The sequence below is a fragment of the Vogesella perlucida genome (genome assembly GCF_979366545.1).
Map to the genome: position 1 here is coordinate 20,356 of NZ_CEETRO010000010.1, position 14,982 is coordinate 35,337.

The following is a 14,982-nucleotide window of genomic DNA, read 5'->3' on the forward strand; positions in this document are numbered from 1 at the left end:
GCTGCCGCTTTACGGGCGGCAGCACGCGCCATGGCGGCTTGTATGGCGGCCTGCTTGGCGTCGTCCAGGCCGCTGGTGTGCTGCTCGGACAGCGGCTTGGCTTCTTTCTGGGCGGCGGCACGGGCCATCGCGGCGGCGATGGCGGCTTTCTTGGCGTCGTCCATGCCGCTGGCGGCGGGGGCGGTGCTGGTTGCTGCCGGGGTGGCCGCTTGCGAGGCTAGCTTGGCGGCCTGCTCGGCGGCGCGGGCGGCCAGCCGGGCGGCTTTTTCCGATTTGTCGCGCTCAATGCGGAACTGGCGGAATTCATGGCGCTGGCGTGCCAGGTTGGCGTTTTTCTTGTCGCGCTCGGCGGCCCAGATTTCGCTTTTGGCAAAACGGTAGTAGTCCACCAGCGGTATCTGGCTGGGGCAGACATAGCTGCAGGCGCCGCATTCTATGCAGTCAAACAGGTGGCGCTCTTGTGCTTTACCGAAGTTGCGCGATTTGGCAAACCAGAACAGGTCCATGGGTTGCAGCTGCGCGGGGCACACGCTGGCGCAGTCGCCGCAGCGGATGCAGGCCTGCTCGGGCGGGCGCGGCGGGAACAGTGCAGTGCTTTTGGCGATCAGGCAGTTGCCGGCTTTGGGCAGGCCGGCGTGCAGGTCGGGCAGGGTGATGCCCATCATCGGGCCGCCCATGATCACGTCGGCCTGCGCGTCGGCCATGCCGGCTTGTTGCAGTAGCCAGGCCAGCGGGGTGCCGATGGCCACCTCGTAGTTGGCCGCATGGGCCACGGCGCCGGTCACGGTAACGACGCGGCTCAGCAGTGGCTCACCGTGCAGCACGGCGCGGGCCATGGCGTACAGGGTGCCCACGTTCAGGCACTGCACGCCCAGGTCGGTGGCGCGGGTGCCGTGCGGCACCTCGATGCCGGTGAGGATGCGGATCAGCTGTTTTGCGCCGCCGCTGGGGTATTTGGTGGGGATGCTTACCACACGGTAGGGCGTGCCGGTGCAGGCGGCCTGCATGGCGGCGATGGCTTGCGGCTTGTTGTCTTCGATGCCGATCAGTACCTGGCCTGCCTGTAGCGCGTGCGCGGCAATGCGGATGCCGTCCACGATGCCGGCGGCGCGTTCGCGCATCAGCATGTCGTCGCAGCTGATAAAGGGTTCGCACTCGGCGCCGTTCACCACCAGGGTGGCTAGCGGGCTGGCACCCAGCTTGAGGTGGGTGGGGAACACCGCCCCGCCCAGGCCAACCACGCCCATGTCTTGCAGGTGGCTGCGTAGCTGCGCCGGGCTGGCGTCTTGCCAGGCGAGCGGGCTACGCGGCTGCCAGCTGTCCAGGCCATCTGGCGCTAGGGTGATGGTGGCTACCGGCAGGCCGGACGGGTGGGCAAACGGGTGCGGGCCGATGGCGGTGACGGTGCCGGAGGTGGGCGCGTGTACGGCGGCGGACAGGCGGCCATCCGGCTCGGCCAGCTTCTGGCCTTTCAGTACAGTCTGGCCGACGTTTACGGTTGGCCGCGCCGGGTTGCCTACGCTTTGCGCTAGGGCAATGTATAGCTGCGGTGGCAAGGGCAGCGGCTGGATGGGGAGGCCGGTGGCGGCATCTTTGTGCTGCGCCGGGTGGATGCCACCGTGAAAATCGTACAACTGGCTCATGGTTTGACCGCCTTGATGGGAATGGTGGGGTAGCGCCATTTCCAGTTGGTGAGGTCGGTGCCCTGCGGAATCATGCGGATGCAGTCTACCGGGCAGGGCGGCAGGCAGAGCTCGCAGCCGGTGCATTCGCTGGCGATGATGGTGTGCATCTGCTTGGCCGAGCCCAGGATGGCGTCTACCGGGCAGGCCTGGATGCACAGCGTACAGCCGATACAGGTGGCTTCGTCTATCAGAGCCACGGCCTTGGGTTTGGGCTGCGCGGCACCGGCGTCGAACGGCTTGAAGTCTACGCCCAGTAGCTCGGCCAGCTTGTGGATACCGTCTTCGCCGCCGGGCGGGCATTTGTTGATGTCTTCTTCGCCATTGGCAATGGCCTGGGCGTAGGGGCGACAGCCGGGGTGGCCGCATTGGCCGCACTGGGTTTGCGGCAGGATGTCGTCGATTTTGTCTACCAGCGGGTCGGCGTCTACCTTGAAACGCACCGAGGCATAGCCCAGGACGGCGCCCAGCAACAGGGCCAGTGCAACCATGACCAGTAATGCAAGCAACAGGGTGTTCATCGTGTCAGGCCTCCAAAGCCCATGAAGGCAAGACTCATCAGCGCGGCGGTGACCAGCGCAATGGCGGTGCCCTGGAATGGCGCGGGGATATCCGCGCCTTCCAGCCGCTCGCGCAGGGCACCAAACAGGATCAGGATCAACGAAAAGCCTACTGCGCTGCCAAAACCGAATACCAGCGACTCGGCCAGAGTATGGTTTTGTTGCGCGTTCAATAGCGGAATGCCCAGCACCGCGCAGTTGGTGGTAATCAGCGGCAGGTAGATGCCCAGCACCTGGTACAGCACCGGGCTGGTTTTATGGATAACCATTTCGGTGAACTGCACGATGGCGGCAATGATCACGATAAACGACAGCGTGCGCAGGAAGGTCAGGTCGGCCGCGATCAGCAGCTGGTTCACCAGATGGCTGCTGCCTGCCCCGAGCGTGAGGACAAAGGTGGTGGCAGCTCCCATGCCGATAGCGGCTTCCAGTTTTCTGGAGACGCCCATGAAAGGGCACAGGCCCAGCATGCGTACCAGCACCACATTGTTGACCAGTACGGTGCTGACGAGGATGAGCAGGTAGTGTCCGAGATCCATTGAGGGGGCGGGTTGGCGTTAATCGCCGAATTATCCTTGATAAGGCCGCCGCGCTTCAACCTTCATTCCCGCAGGGTTGGCCGCGGGCCGGGCATGGCGCCGGGAGACGGGCGTAAAAATGCCGCGCGGTGATTGCAGCACACGCGCGGCCAAGGAGGGTAAAGCAGAACATCTACAGGGAACGGCTAGCCGGGCGGCTGCCCGGCGTGGCCTGTGCCGGGGCACAGGCCGGGTAGGGCAGCAGATCAGGTCGCGGCTTCTTGCAGCTGGGCCAGAATCTGCGGGTTTTCCAGCGTGGAGGTATCCTGGCTGATCTCCTCGCCCTTGGCGATGGAGCGCAGCAGGCGGCGCATGATCTTGCCGGAACGGGTCTTGGGCAGGTTTTCGCCAAAGCGGATATCGTCCGGCTGGGCAATCTTGCCAATCTCGTGCGCTACCCAGCTCTTCAGCTCGGCGGCCACTTTCTTGGCTTCTTCGCCTTGCGGGCGGGCACCTTTCAGTACCACGAAGGCCACTACTGCTTCGCCCTTGATATCGTGCGGTTTGCCTACCACGGCGGCTTCGGCTACCAGCGGGTTGGCCACCAGTGCCGACTCGATTTCCATGGTACCCAGGCGGTGGCCGGACACGTTCAGCACGTCATCGATACGACCCATGATCCAGAAGTAGCCGTTTTCGTCGCGGTTGGCCGAATCGCCCGCCAGGTAGTACTGGCCGTTGAACTCGTCCGGGAAGTAGGTTTTCTTGAAGCGCTCCGGGTCGTTCCAGATGGTGCGTACCAGCGACGGGAACGGCTTTTTGATCACCAGGAATCCGCCACGGCCCGGCTCTACCTGCGCGCCGGATTCATCGACGATGTCGGCGATGATGCCCGGCAGTGGCAGGGTGCAAGAACCCGGCTTGGTGGGGACTGCGCCCGGCAGCGGGGCGATCATGGCGGAGCCGGTTTCGGTCTGCCACCAGGTGTCCACGATAGGGCAGCGGCCGCCGCCTACCACTTCGTAGTACCACATCCATGCTTCCGGGTTGATCGGCTCACCCACGGTGCCCAGGATGCGCAGGCTGGACAGGTCGAACTGCTTGGGCAGGTCGGCACCCAGCTTGATCAGCGAGCGGATCGCGGTAGGGGCGGTGTAGAAAATGGACACCTTGTGTTTCTCGATCATGCTCCAGAAGCGGCTGGCATCCGGGTAGGTCGGTACGCCTTCAAACACGACCTGGGTGGCGCCATTGGCCAGCGGGCCGTAGCAGATATAGGAGTGGCCGGTAATCCAGCCCACGTCGGCGGTGCACCAGTACACGTCGTTCGGTTTGTAGTCGAACGCCCAGCGGAAGCTGTTCAGTGCGCCCAGCAGGTAGCCGGCGCTGCTGTGCTGGATGCCTTTGGGCTTACCGGTGGAGCCGGAGGTGTACAGAATGAACAGCGGGTCTTCGGCGTTCATCCATTCCGGTTCGCAGTACTCGGCCTGACCTTCGATCAGCTTGTGCCACCATACGTCGCGGCCTTCGACCCAGTTGGCACCGCCATTGGTGCGCTGGTAGACCACCACGGTGCTGATGGATTCGCAGCCTTCCATGGCCAGGGCTTCGTCTACGGTAGCTTTCAGTGGAACGGTTTTGCCACCGCGCAGGCCTTCGTTGGCGGTGATCACGGCTTTGGCGCCGGCATCCTGGATGCGGTCGCGTACGGCGCCGGCGGAGAAGCCGCCAAATACCACGGAGTGGATGGCGCCGATACGGGCGCAGGCCTGCATGGCCACGATGGCTTCAATCACCATCGGCATGTAAATCACGACGCGGTCGCCTTTGCCAATCCCCTGGCTCTTCAGGCCGTTGGCAAACTGGCACACGCGGCGGTGCAATTCGGAGTAGGTGACGCGGGTGACTTCACCGTCGTCAGCTTCAAAAATCAGTGCAATCTTGTTGGCGTTCACCGCCAGGTGACGGTCCAGGCAGTTGTAGGACACGTTCAGCACGCCGTCGTCAAACCATTTGAAGAACGGGGCGTTGCTGTCATCCAGCACGCGGGAAAACGGTTTTTTCCAGGTAATCAGTTCGCGGGCCAGGTCACCCCAGAAGGACAGATAGTGGTCGTCAGCTTGTTCGCACAGGGCGTTGTAGGCATCCATCCCCGAGACAGTGGCCTTGCGGCGGAAGTCTTCGCTAGGCGGGAAGCTGCGGGTTTCCTTCAGGATCGATTCGAGGGTAGACATAGTGGCTCCTTAATTATCTCTTTGGTTGGCCGCACCGTGAACGGTGCGGCCTTTGCTACGGGTAGGGCTTAGTGTTTGGACGCGCCCGATGCGCCGATACCGGTCATGGAGCGGACAAACTGTGCGTCAAACTTGGCTTTTTCTTCTTCAGCCGACTTGGAGGTGTCCAGTACGGAGAACAACCAGGTAAAGAAGAAGGCCAGGCTCATGGAGAACAGGGCTGGGTTTTTGTACGGGAACGGTGCCGAACCTTTGGCATGCCCCATCACGTCTACCCATACTGCCGGCCCCAGTACGATCATCACCACGGCCGAAATCAGGCCGATGGCACCACCGATCACGGCACCGCGGGTAGTCAGACCTTTCCAGAACATGGACAGGAACAGTACCGGGAAGTTGGCCGATGCAGCGATCGAGAAGGCCAGGCCCACCATGAAGGCGATGTTCTGTTTCTCGAATACCAGGCCCAGCACGATGGCGATGACACCCAGCGCCAGCGTGGTCAGCTTGGACACGCGCATTTCGTCAGCTTCGTTGGCTTTGCCTTTCTTGATCACCGAGGCGTACAGGTCGTGCGATACGGCCGATGCGCCAGACAGGGTCAGGCCTGCTACCACCGCCAGGATGGTGGCAAAAGCCACGGCAGAGATGAAACCGTAGAACAGGTCACCCCCCACAGCGTGCGACAGGTGAATCGCCGCCATATTGTTGCCACCCAGCAGCTGGGTCACTTCTTTACCGTCTTTCACGATGGTTTCCATGAAAGCAGGCTGGTTCAGTACCAGTACGATGGCGCCGAAACCGATGATGAAGGTCAGGATGTAGAAGTAGCCGATGAAGCCTGTGGCGTAGAACACCGATTTGCGGGCTTCTTTAGCGTCGCTCACAGTAAAGAAACGCATCAGGATGTGCGGCAGGCCAGCAGTACCGAACATCAGGGCCAGACCCAGCGAGATGGAGTCAATCGGGTCAGCTTTGCCTGGGGACATGATGGCCAGGCCTTTGGCGTGTACTTCGGTTGCTTTCTGGAACAGCACTTCCGGGCTGAAGCCTACGGACGCCATTACCATAAAGGCCATGAAGCTGGCACCGGACAGCAGGATAACGGCCTTGATGATCTGTACCCAGGTGGTGGCCAGCATGCCGCCGAACATCACGTACAGCACCATCAGTACACCCACCAGGATCACGGCGGTGCTGTAGTTCAGACCGAACAGCAGCTGGATCAGCTTGCCTGCACCGACCATCTGTGCAATCAGGTACAGCGCCACCACTACCAGCGTACCGGTTGCGGCAAAGGTACGTACCGGGGTTTGCTGCAGGCGATAGGAGGCAACGTCGGCAAAGGTGAACTTGCCCAGGTTACGCAGGCGCTCGGCGACCAGGAACAGAATGATCGGCCAGCCCACCAGGAAGCCCATGGAGTAGATCAGGCCGTCGTAGCCTTTCTCGAACACCATGGCCGAAATACCCAGAAAAGACGCAGCGGACATGTAGTCACCCGCAATGGCCAGGCCGTTCTGGAAGCCGGTAATACCACCACCGCCGGTGTAGAAGTCGGAGGCGGATTGGGTGCGGCGAGCTGCCCAGTAGGTGATGTAGAGTGTTCCGGAAACAAACAGCAGGAACATGATGATGGCCGTCCAGTTGGTGGCCTGCTTTTGTACGTCACCTTCCAGCGCGCCAGCTGCCATGGCAAAAGCCGGTAGCAGGCACAGCGAGCCGAGTGCGGCGGATTTCATCCAGCTTTTCATTTTTTCGCCTCCTCGACAATCTGCTGATTGAGCTGATCAAACTCGGTGTTGGCTTTGCGAACATAAATGCCGGTCAAGACAAACGCCGATACGATGATGAAAATACCCACCGGGATGCCAACGGTAGTGACGCCGCCAGACAGCGACGCGCCCAATGTGGCCGGCGAGAAGGCAAGTACCAGGATGAAGCCATAGTAAATTGCCAGCATGACGATGCTGAGCAGCCATCCGAGGCTGGATCTCTTCTGGACCAGTTCTGCGAACTTCGGATTGGCTTGCACCCGTTTCAGGATGTCCTCGTTCATTGTTTCCTCCTTTGTTTGTCGCGAACTGCGGAAAAACAGTAATCGCTGAAGGGAAATTACGACTTTGGTGCAGGCTGCTGCTAATCGTTTTTTTTGATGTGACGGATAAGGTTTGGCGTTGTTTGGCAAAAAACACCATTATTTACAGTGTCTTGCAGTCGAGCATTTGCTTTATTGATGCATGACATAAGCGATTCTGATGCATCTTTTTGTGACACAGCCCTTGTCCTGCTGCGGGGGCTTGTACAGAATGATTGCCAACTTATCGAAACGGGCAGGCGCCGTGCGTGCTTGGCGCGCAAGCTTATCTAGAGGGCAGTACAGGGATGGAAATCTATCAGCTGAGGACCTTTGTGACGGTAGCGCAGCAAGGCCACCTGACACAGGCCGCAGAGGTCTTGCATTTGTCCCAGCCGGCAGTCACGGCGCAGATCAAGGCGATTGAAGAAGAAGTGGGCATGCCTTTGTTCGAGCGCACTGCCGGTGGCGTGGTGTTGACGCTGGCCGGACAGGAGCTGCTACCGCAAGCGCAGGACATTTTGGCGGCTGCCCGCCAGCTGCTGAATCACGCCCGCGGTCTGAAAGGCCAGCTCAGCGGCCGCGCCCAGCTCGGCATTACCCTGACGCCAGACATTTTGCGTGTAGGCGAGCTGGTGGCGCGCATGGCCGAGCGTTACCCCTTGCTGGAGGTCTGTCTGCATCAGGGGGTAACGGGCGATGTGCTGAACGCGGTGCGCAAGAAAGAGCTGGATGGTGGTTTTTACCTGGGCAAAAACCCTTACGCCAACGTACACACCGTCTTGCTGGACCACCTGCCTTTGAGGATCGTGGCCCCACCCGGCTGGCTTTCGCGCATTAATGCGGCCAACCCCAAAGAGCTGGGTCGTTTGCCCTGGGTCGGTATTTCGCAGTTTTCCAGTTTGTCCAAAATTGTCAGCGAGCTGTGGCGCGAGCTGAATATTTCCCCGAAAAAAGTGTCCGAATGCGATAACCTCTTTACCGCCATCGAGTTGGTCAAGGCCGGGGTAGGGTTGTCACTGATCCGCGAGCAGGATGCCCAGCAGGCGGCTGCTCAAGGCCTGCTGGAAGTGGTGCCGGACATTGTGAAGAGTGCCGAATTGCAGTTTGTGTTTTCAGCAGACAAGGCCGCAGACCCGGTATTGTCTGTGCTGGTAGGCGAGCTGTCTGCCGTGTGGCAGCTGCATTGACAGGGTAAAACCAGGCGGGAGTCGATATGGTCAAGGTATTGCAGCAGTATCTGGATGTATGCCAGCGGGCACAGCAGCGCTGGATGGCGGCTCAGGCAGATTACCTGCGTCATTTTTACCCGCGCGCCCCGGGTGACGTGCCATTCAACCCCCAGCAGATCAGCCAGCGGCTGGAAGATACCTTGCAATCTGGCGCGGCCATGATGCAGGTTTCCGCAGACATCAATCACGAACTGCTGGTGCTGGGCGAGCGTTGGGTCGGTTCGCAGCAAAAACAATGGCTGCACTACCTGGATAAAACCCCGCGTGCGCTGGCCCCTTGTTTCATGCCGCTGGACGCAGGTTTGTCCGGCTGTATGATCGCGAGCCGTGCCTCGCGCCAGATACACCACTTTGCCTCTACCCAGCTGAGTACCGCCCCCCTGAATGCGGTGCGTGGCGCCCAGCGCGTCTATCGCCGCACCATGAAATAACCCTGCACTTTGCTGGTGTTTCTGTTGTAAAAGCCTCGTTAGAATACCCGCCACCCAGCCTGCGCATGGTATGTGCTGCACGCTGGGTGTGTCTGCTTTCAGGCCTGTCTTGCACGCCCGGCCAGGCTGCCCATGATGGCGCCACCCAGTATCAGCCCGGCGGCTACCCAGCTGGTGCTGTTCATGGTGCCCAGGCCTGTGGCAGCCAGCATCATGGTGGAGAGCAAGGGGGTAAGGTAGGACACGGCACCTACCTGGCGCGGGTCGGCCGATTTCATGGCGATATTCCAGAAAAAGAACGACAGCCCCAGTGGCCCGATACCCATGGCCAGCAGGGCTAGCCATTCCTGCTTGTCAGGCACACTGGCCGGCTCGAAGGCAAGGTGGCACAGCCCGGCCAGTAGCGCCGACGCCAGACAGAACCCGCCTACAGCGGCATTGGGGAAGGCCGGCAACTTGCGGGTTTGCAGGCTGTAGCAAGCCCAGGTAAAAGCGGCGGCGATGGCAAACAGAAAACCGGCGGGCAAGACCGCTGGCAGCTGTAGCTGGCCTTTGGTCACAATCAAGGCGGCACCGGCAAAACCGCATAGCGAAGCCACAATATGTGGCCAACGTAGCGTGCCCAGCTTGAAAACGGGGCTAAGTAGCACAATCAATAAGGGCCACAGGTAATTCAGCAGATTCGCTTCCAGTGCAGGCGCGGTGCGAAATGCGGTAAATAGCAGGCAGTGGTAACCAAAAATGCCGGCTACACCTGTGGCAAAAGTTTTTAGTGGTACGCGCCATTGGGCAATATGCCGGATACTGAGCAGTGCGCCAATGGCCAATGCAATGGCAGTCACCAGAAATGGCGGTAGCCTCTGGGTGAAGGTGCCCAGGCTAGCCAGGGATGACCACAGTAAAATAGCCATCAGGGCATAGGCAAGCGGGTGTATTGCTGTGTTGTGTGTGCGTGGCATGGTGGCGTGACTGTTTTTTATTCGTTTGGGGCAGCAGTGTTCGGGCATTCTGAATGCTGTGCCAGCTTAGATCAATATTTATTGAGGTGTGCAATGCAGCAGCTAATAGCGCAATGGTTGGTAGAGAATCAGGGTGAAATCACCGAAAATGACGAGCTGAAATTGCCGGACTATGCGCAGCAGTTGGCCGCAGTAGAAGCTGGCCAGGCGTATTCATTGCTGACTAAGTTTTCTTTGCTGCATATCCACGGCGATGATGCGACCGCTTTCCTGCAGGGGCAGTTTTCGTGCGACGTAGCGGCGGTTTCTGCTGGTGGCGTGACATTGGGCAGCTATTCCACTGCCAAAGGCCGCATGCAGGCCAGTTTTATCCTGGCTGGTGTGGATGGCCAGTATTATCTGATGCTGCGCAAGGATATTGCCGATGCATTCCGCCGTCGTCTTGGCATGTTTATTTTGCGTGCCAAAGTAAAAATCGATGCGGTAAGCGAGCATTATGCACTCTGGCTGGTGCAGGATGCACAGGCACAGCAGCCTCAGCTGCTGTCTGCCGGAGAGAGCGGCCTGGTGTTGTCCATCGGCTTTGGCCTAGCGCTGCGCCTGGCGTGTCAGCCGCTTGCGAATAGCTGGCAGCAAGGCCTGCAAGCGGTAGGCAGCACTGCCGCCGATTATCTGTTTATTCGCGCCGGGTTGGGCTGGGTTTCTCTGGCCACATTTGAAGAGTTTGTGCCGCAGATGCTGAACCTGGAATTACTGGGCGGTATCAACTTTAAGAAAGGCTGCTACCCCGGCCAGGAAATTGTCGCGCGCACACAATACCTGGGTAAGGTGAAGCGTCGCCTCTATCGTGCCACTGTGCGGGGCGCCAGTGTAAAAGAAGGGGCTGCCATTATTGCCGAATCAACCGGCGACCAGGTTATTGGCCGGGTCGTGCTGGCGGCAGAAATGGTAGACGGTAGCGTAGCGTGTTTGCTGGTTGTGCAGCACAGTGCGTGGGAAGGCCGGCCCATGTTGCAAGATAATCCACAGGTAGTAATTGAAAAGCAGGCATTGCCTTATATTCTTCCTGATGCCGATTGATTGTAATGGTCTGATTATGCAATATAGTCTTGACTAAAGTTATCAGTATGACTAACTTACGTACAGATTAATATTGTTCATTCAAGGGGAGTCGCAAATGGAACTGTCTACTGTTGATTTCGCAGAATTGCTGCAACTGCGCGCCGATGTGGATGCTGAAATCCGTCGTCGTGAAAGCGAAGAAAAAGCCAAGGCTGCCAAGCAAGTGCTGGAACTGATTCGCACCCATGGTCTGGATATCGAAGATATCGCTAGCAAATCGGCCAAACTGGGTTCTGCACCTGCAGCGGGTACCCGTAAACCGGTAGAAGCCAAATACCGTCACCCGGACGATGCTAGCCTGTCCTGGACTGGCCGTGGCCGTAAACCGCTGTGGGTGGTGGCATGGATTGATTCCGGCCGTGACCTGGAAGCCCTGCAAATCAAGTAAGGTTGTTGCATCGCCAGACAAAACGCCATGTATCTACATGGCGTTTTGTTTTTTGCAGCGGGTTCATCGCGTATACTCCTTGTATTGAATCCCGTGCAGCAGTCTGGCACTGTTTGTATAAGCTGGTGTGCTCAACCCATGGTCAAGCTTGATTTCTTCTCTTTTGGCAGCAAAAAAGCCTCGCATCCGCTCGACTCGGTCAAACTGATTACCGAGTGGTATGCCCCGCTGGCACGTGAAACTGGCCCGGTCGCTCACGCAAAGGTCAGCGAGCTACTGATGCAGTTTAACGCCCAAAGCGAAAACTACAGCCCTGACGCACTCGAGGCGGTGCTGGAGCTGGACAGGCTGATTTCCGTGCAGCACCAGCAGCTGTGCGAGCAGTATTTGCTGAATACGCGCATGCCCAAAGCGCTGGAAGCCCAGCTGCGTGCGCAGATACTGGGTTACGGCCGGCAGATTCTCGCGGCTTACCAGCGCTTTATGGGCTTCGATCCGGACGATAGCGCTGCCGCTACGGTACGCATCATGCTGCCGGTGGTGATTGCGCGCATGATGCACTACCTGACCGAGTTTGCCCTGTGGCAATACTATCGGCATTTTCTGCCTGACGAGATGTTCTGGCGTAACGCCAACCAGCTGTTTGCCTATGCCGAGCAACATCATATCGATGCGGTGCCGGTGCAGCTATTCGGGGAAGAGCGCTCCACCACCATTCACGACCTTTATCTGTCGCTGTTGATGGTCTCCACGCTGACCAGCGGTAATCTGGCTATTCGCCAGATCCGTTTCGCCTACCAGCTTTCTTTGCTGACATCCGGCCATATGGCTCTGGGGCAGGACTACGAAGGCAATGCCAGCTTCATGGTCAACCTGTCTACCGGCCAGCCGCCTGCCAGGCTGCGGGATGCCATGCCTAAGGGGAATGTCAGGGTGTGGAGCACGGCAGATCTGATCGATCAGCTGACCAGCTGGGTATCGGTATTCGAGTCCGGCTCGGTACCCTCCGAGCTGAAAGCCATCATGACGGCAGGCGTGGATGCCGGTTTGCTGCGCTATCTGTGTCGTGAGTGGTCGGTAAGGCCTCATCTGTACGAACGCGCGCAGCGCGTGCGCGTGGACAGTCAGCAGATAGAGGTGGCGCAGCGCTTTGCGCAGTTGCACAAGCTGGTGCGTGAACAGGAAGAAAAAGCCCGTGAAGATACCCGCCGCACAGGGGGCAGTGAAGACAATTTCGACACGGCCGACGAAGTACGTATTTACGGTTTTGTCACCAGCCGCCGGCGCGAACGGCAGGCGGTACCACTGCTACAGCAAAAAGAGCAGTTTCCGTTCTGGGATGTAGACAATCGCAGTGAAACCGGCCTGGGTCTGAGCTTGCCAGCCCAGGGTAATGAGTGGGTTGCGCTGGGTACCTTGTTGGGTTTCCGCCAGCGTGGTGATAACGACTGGTCGCTAGGGGTGGTGCGTCGCTTGCAGCGCCCCGGGCAGGACAAGCTATACCTTGGCGTGCATATTCTCACCAACCGGCCAGTAGCAGCTGCGTTACGTCATGAAGAGGGGCGCTCGGTCGACCCGGCCACGCCAGGCGAAATGGTGTGGAACCAAGGCGAGATTGCTTTGTTTGTACCCTTGCTGCGGGAGGGGAGAAAGCTCAATACCGTACTGATATCCATAGGCACTTACGGTATGGGCAAGCAGTACCAGATGGTCGCGCGGGGCAAGGTGTTTCTGATCAGTCTGGGGCGGGTAGTAGAGAAGGGCACCGACTGGTGCCAGGCCGAGATTGAGCTGATCAAGACGCTCGCGTAAGCGATTGCACGTAAAAAAAGCCGCTTGGAGCGGCTTTTTTTACGTGCGTGCAGTGCTTAACGTAAGGTCTTCAGTACACCATAAATGGCGCTGAGCATTGCCTCGCCCAGGCGCAGGCTGCGCTGGCCGTTCCAGCCGGTATCGTCATCCGGCAGATTGTCATTGTCCTTGAACGGCATTTCCAGCGTATACGCCAGGCACTGGAACTGGTTGCCTACCCAGGCCGTGGCCATGGACAGGTTGGCCGCACCCGGTTCGTCGCGGGTATAGCCGTGTTCGTCCTGGAAGTCTGGCGAGGCCACTTTCAGCTGTTGCTTGAACTGTTCTTCCAGCTCGGCAATACGCGGGCTATAGCTGGGTACGCCTTCGGTGCCGGCTACGAATACATAAGGAATCGCCTCATCGCCGTGGATGTCCAGGAACAGGTCTACGCCGGTTTCCAGCATCTTGTTGCGCACATGGAAGACTTCCGGGCTGGTTTCCAGGCTGGGGTTCAGCCATTCGCGGTTCAGGTTGGCCCCGGCGGCGTTGGTACGCAGGTTGCCCAGCACCGAGCCATCCGGGTTCATGTTGGGCACCACGTAGAAGGTAGCGCGGTCCAGCAGCGCACGCGAGGTGGGGTCTTGCGAATCCAGCAGGCGGGTGAGGAAGCCCTCGACAAACCATTCTGCCATGGTTTCACCGGGGTGCTGCCGGGCGGTCACCCAGATTTTCAGGTCGGATTCTACCTCGTGGCCAATGGTCAGCAGGTTGATGTCGCGCTGTTGTACAGTCGAGCCCAGGTCGCTGACCTGGCACAGGCCGGAGCTTTGCGCCATGCCGATCAGGTTCAGGTGCTGCTCGTGCGAGTAGGGCTCGAAATAGGCGTAGTAGATGCTGCCGGCCAGTGGTGCGTGCTCGATCACCAGCTCGTCGCCATCCAGGTAGGTGGGGACGCGGAACCAGTTTACCCGGTCGTATGAGGCGACGGCCTGGTAGCCTTCCCAGCCTTTGGGGTAGGCGGTGTTTTGGATATCCAGAAAGCGGATGCGGCAGGTTTCGTATGCCGCGCCTTGCAGCCGGAAGTAAAACCATTGCGCAAAGTCCGAGGCATTGTCTTTACGGATGCGCAATTGAATGTCTTCAAATCCGTTGATGGCTACTACTTCGATGCTGCCTGCGTCGAAATTGCTACTGATTTTCATGCTGCAATGCTTCCAGTCGTTGGCTTGATGCTGCGCATTGTAACCCTTACGCGGGCAAGCTACTACGTGCGCGCAGCAAAGAAAAATCCCCGCCATGGGGCGGGGATTCTATTTGGCATATGCCTGTTGTCAGGCAGCAGGGCCAGTGCGCTTGGCCGCAGCTTTTACCGCGTCGGCTGTGGCGCTAGTGGCGGCTTTAACGCTGCTGTCGGCAAATTCGGCCACTTGCTGGCCGGCTTTGCTCAGGGTGCTGAAAGCAGCAGCGCTGGCAGCCAGGCCGGATTTCAGTGCGTTCACGGCGGCTTCGGAACCGGCCGGTGCATTTTTGGTCAGGGCTTCAACATTGCCGATCAGGGTTTTGTTCAGGTCGGCGATATTGCTTTCGGCTACTTTGCTCAGCTCGGTCTGGGTTTGCGACACGATGTCGTAAACGTTGCGGCTGTTCGCCACAGCTTGTTCCAGGTTTTGTGCGGCCAGCTTGTTCACGCGGGACAGTGCTTCTTGCGGGTCTTTTACGCTGCCCAGCTCGCGGGCCAGTTTTACGTTTTCTTCCAGAGTCTGTTTGGACAGCTCCAGGCTCAGTTTGGCAAAGCGCTCGGCGCTGTCCAGTGTGATTTGTGCAACGCGGAAAGCGGCTTCGAAGCCATTTGCAGACAGTTTGGCGAATTGTTCGTTAGAAGTAGTCATACTGGGATCCTCGTAACACAATAGATGTTGATTGCATGGATTGGCACAGCAGTGTTCTGTGGTCGCACCGTCTGAAGCGGTGTTTTTGTGCGATGC

General features: G+C 59.1%; 14 protein-coding genes. 5 read left to right on the forward strand and 9 right to left on the reverse strand.

What is annotated here, in order from left to right; translation table 11 throughout:
- From rsxC to ACZ9XP_RS14395, 6 genes are all read right to left on the reverse strand, one after another.
- The coding region (rsxC, locus tag ACZ9XP_RS14370) for an electron transport complex subunit RsxC (RefSeq protein ID WP_465188660.1) at positions 1–1,643 on the reverse strand (1,643 nt) is incomplete at its 3' end.
- Positions 1,640–2,203 carry an electron transport complex subunit RsxB gene (gene rsxB, locus ACZ9XP_RS14375; protein ID WP_147684249.1) on the reverse strand — a complete coding sequence of 188 codons (564 nt, stop codon included), beginning with the start codon at positions 2,201–2,203 and terminating at the stop codon, positions 1,640–1,642. The genes rsxC and rsxB, both read right to left, overlap by 4 nt.
- Positions 2,200–2,781 (reverse strand): electron transport complex subunit RsxA, encoded by a 582-nt coding sequence (gene rsxA, locus ACZ9XP_RS14380; protein ID WP_147684247.1) that lies wholly within the window; start codon positions 2,779–2,781, stop codon positions 2,200–2,202. Before rsxA ends, rsxB begins: the two co-directional genes overlap by 4 nt.
- 245 nt (positions 2,782–3,026) lie before the next feature.
- Positions 3,027–4,994, reverse strand: a complete 1,968-nt coding sequence (gene acs / locus ACZ9XP_RS14385) for an acetate--CoA ligase (RefSeq protein WP_147684245.1) — start codon at positions 4,992–4,994, stop codon at positions 3,027–3,029.
- A gap of 68 nt (positions 4,995–5,062) precedes the next feature.
- Positions 5,063–6,736, reverse strand: coding sequence for a cation acetate symporter (locus tag ACZ9XP_RS14390; RefSeq protein ID WP_438698296.1), 1,674 nt, complete (start codon positions 6,734–6,736; stop codon positions 5,063–5,065).
- An 8-nt stretch (positions 6,737–6,744) separates the two neighbouring features.
- Positions 6,745–7,053 (reverse strand): DUF485 domain-containing protein, encoded by a 309-nt coding sequence (locus ACZ9XP_RS14395; RefSeq protein ID WP_147684241.1) that lies wholly within the window; start codon positions 7,051–7,053, stop codon positions 6,745–6,747.
- Positions 7,054–7,379: 326 nt separating this feature from the next.
- On the opposite strand from ACZ9XP_RS14395, the gene ACZ9XP_RS14400 reads away from it, so the two are divergent.
- Both ACZ9XP_RS14400 and ACZ9XP_RS14405 read left to right on the forward strand, forming a co-directional pair.
- A complete protein-coding gene (locus tag ACZ9XP_RS14400) occupies positions 7,380–8,261 on the forward strand; it encodes a LysR family transcriptional regulator (RefSeq protein WP_147684239.1) in 882 nt (293 codons plus the stop codon).
- 26 nt (positions 8,262–8,287) lie between these two features.
- Positions 8,288–8,734 (forward strand): hypothetical protein, encoded by a 447-nt coding sequence (locus tag ACZ9XP_RS14405; protein ID WP_147684236.1) that lies wholly within the window; start codon positions 8,288–8,290, stop codon positions 8,732–8,734.
- A gap of 98 nt (positions 8,735–8,832) precedes the next feature.
- On the opposite strand, the gene ACZ9XP_RS14410 is transcribed toward ACZ9XP_RS14405, so the two are convergent.
- On the reverse strand, positions 8,833–9,645 hold the full coding sequence (locus ACZ9XP_RS14410) for an EamA family transporter (RefSeq protein WP_147684234.1): 813 nt from the start codon (positions 9,643–9,645) through the stop codon (positions 8,833–8,835).
- 54 nt (positions 9,646–9,699) lie between these two features.
- On the opposite strand from ACZ9XP_RS14410, the gene ygfZ reads away from it, so the two are divergent.
- From ygfZ to ACZ9XP_RS14425, 3 genes are all read left to right on the forward strand, one after another.
- Positions 9,700–10,773: a CAF17-like 4Fe-4S cluster assembly/insertion protein YgfZ gene (gene ygfZ / locus ACZ9XP_RS14415; RefSeq protein ID WP_147684232.1), complete on the forward strand. Its 1,074-nt coding sequence runs from the start codon at positions 9,700–9,702 to the stop codon at positions 10,771–10,773.
- A 97-nt stretch (positions 10,774–10,870) separates the two neighbouring features.
- Positions 10,871–11,203, forward strand: a complete 333-nt coding sequence (locus ACZ9XP_RS14420; RefSeq protein WP_147684230.1) for an H-NS histone family protein — start codon at positions 10,871–10,873, stop codon at positions 11,201–11,203.
- 138 nt (positions 11,204–11,341) lie between these two features.
- Positions 11,342–13,015 carry a hypothetical protein gene (locus ACZ9XP_RS14425; protein WP_147684228.1) on the forward strand — a complete coding sequence of 558 codons (1,674 nt, stop codon included), beginning with the start codon at positions 11,342–11,344 and terminating at the stop codon, positions 13,013–13,015.
- Positions 13,016–13,071: 56 nt separating this feature from the next.
- Here ACZ9XP_RS14425 and ACZ9XP_RS14430 read toward each other — a convergent pair whose 3' ends face one another.
- Together ACZ9XP_RS14430 and ACZ9XP_RS14435 are read right to left on the reverse strand one after the other, a co-directional pair.
- Positions 13,072–14,199 (reverse strand): M14 family metallopeptidase, encoded by a 1,128-nt coding sequence (locus tag ACZ9XP_RS14430; RefSeq protein WP_465188661.1) that lies wholly within the window; start codon positions 14,197–14,199, stop codon positions 13,072–13,074.
- 129 nt (positions 14,200–14,328) lie between these two features.
- Positions 14,329–14,886, reverse strand: coding sequence for a phasin family protein (locus tag ACZ9XP_RS14435; protein ID WP_017509325.1), 558 nt, complete (start codon positions 14,884–14,886; stop codon positions 14,329–14,331).
- Positions 14,887–14,982: the final 96 nt, after the last annotated feature.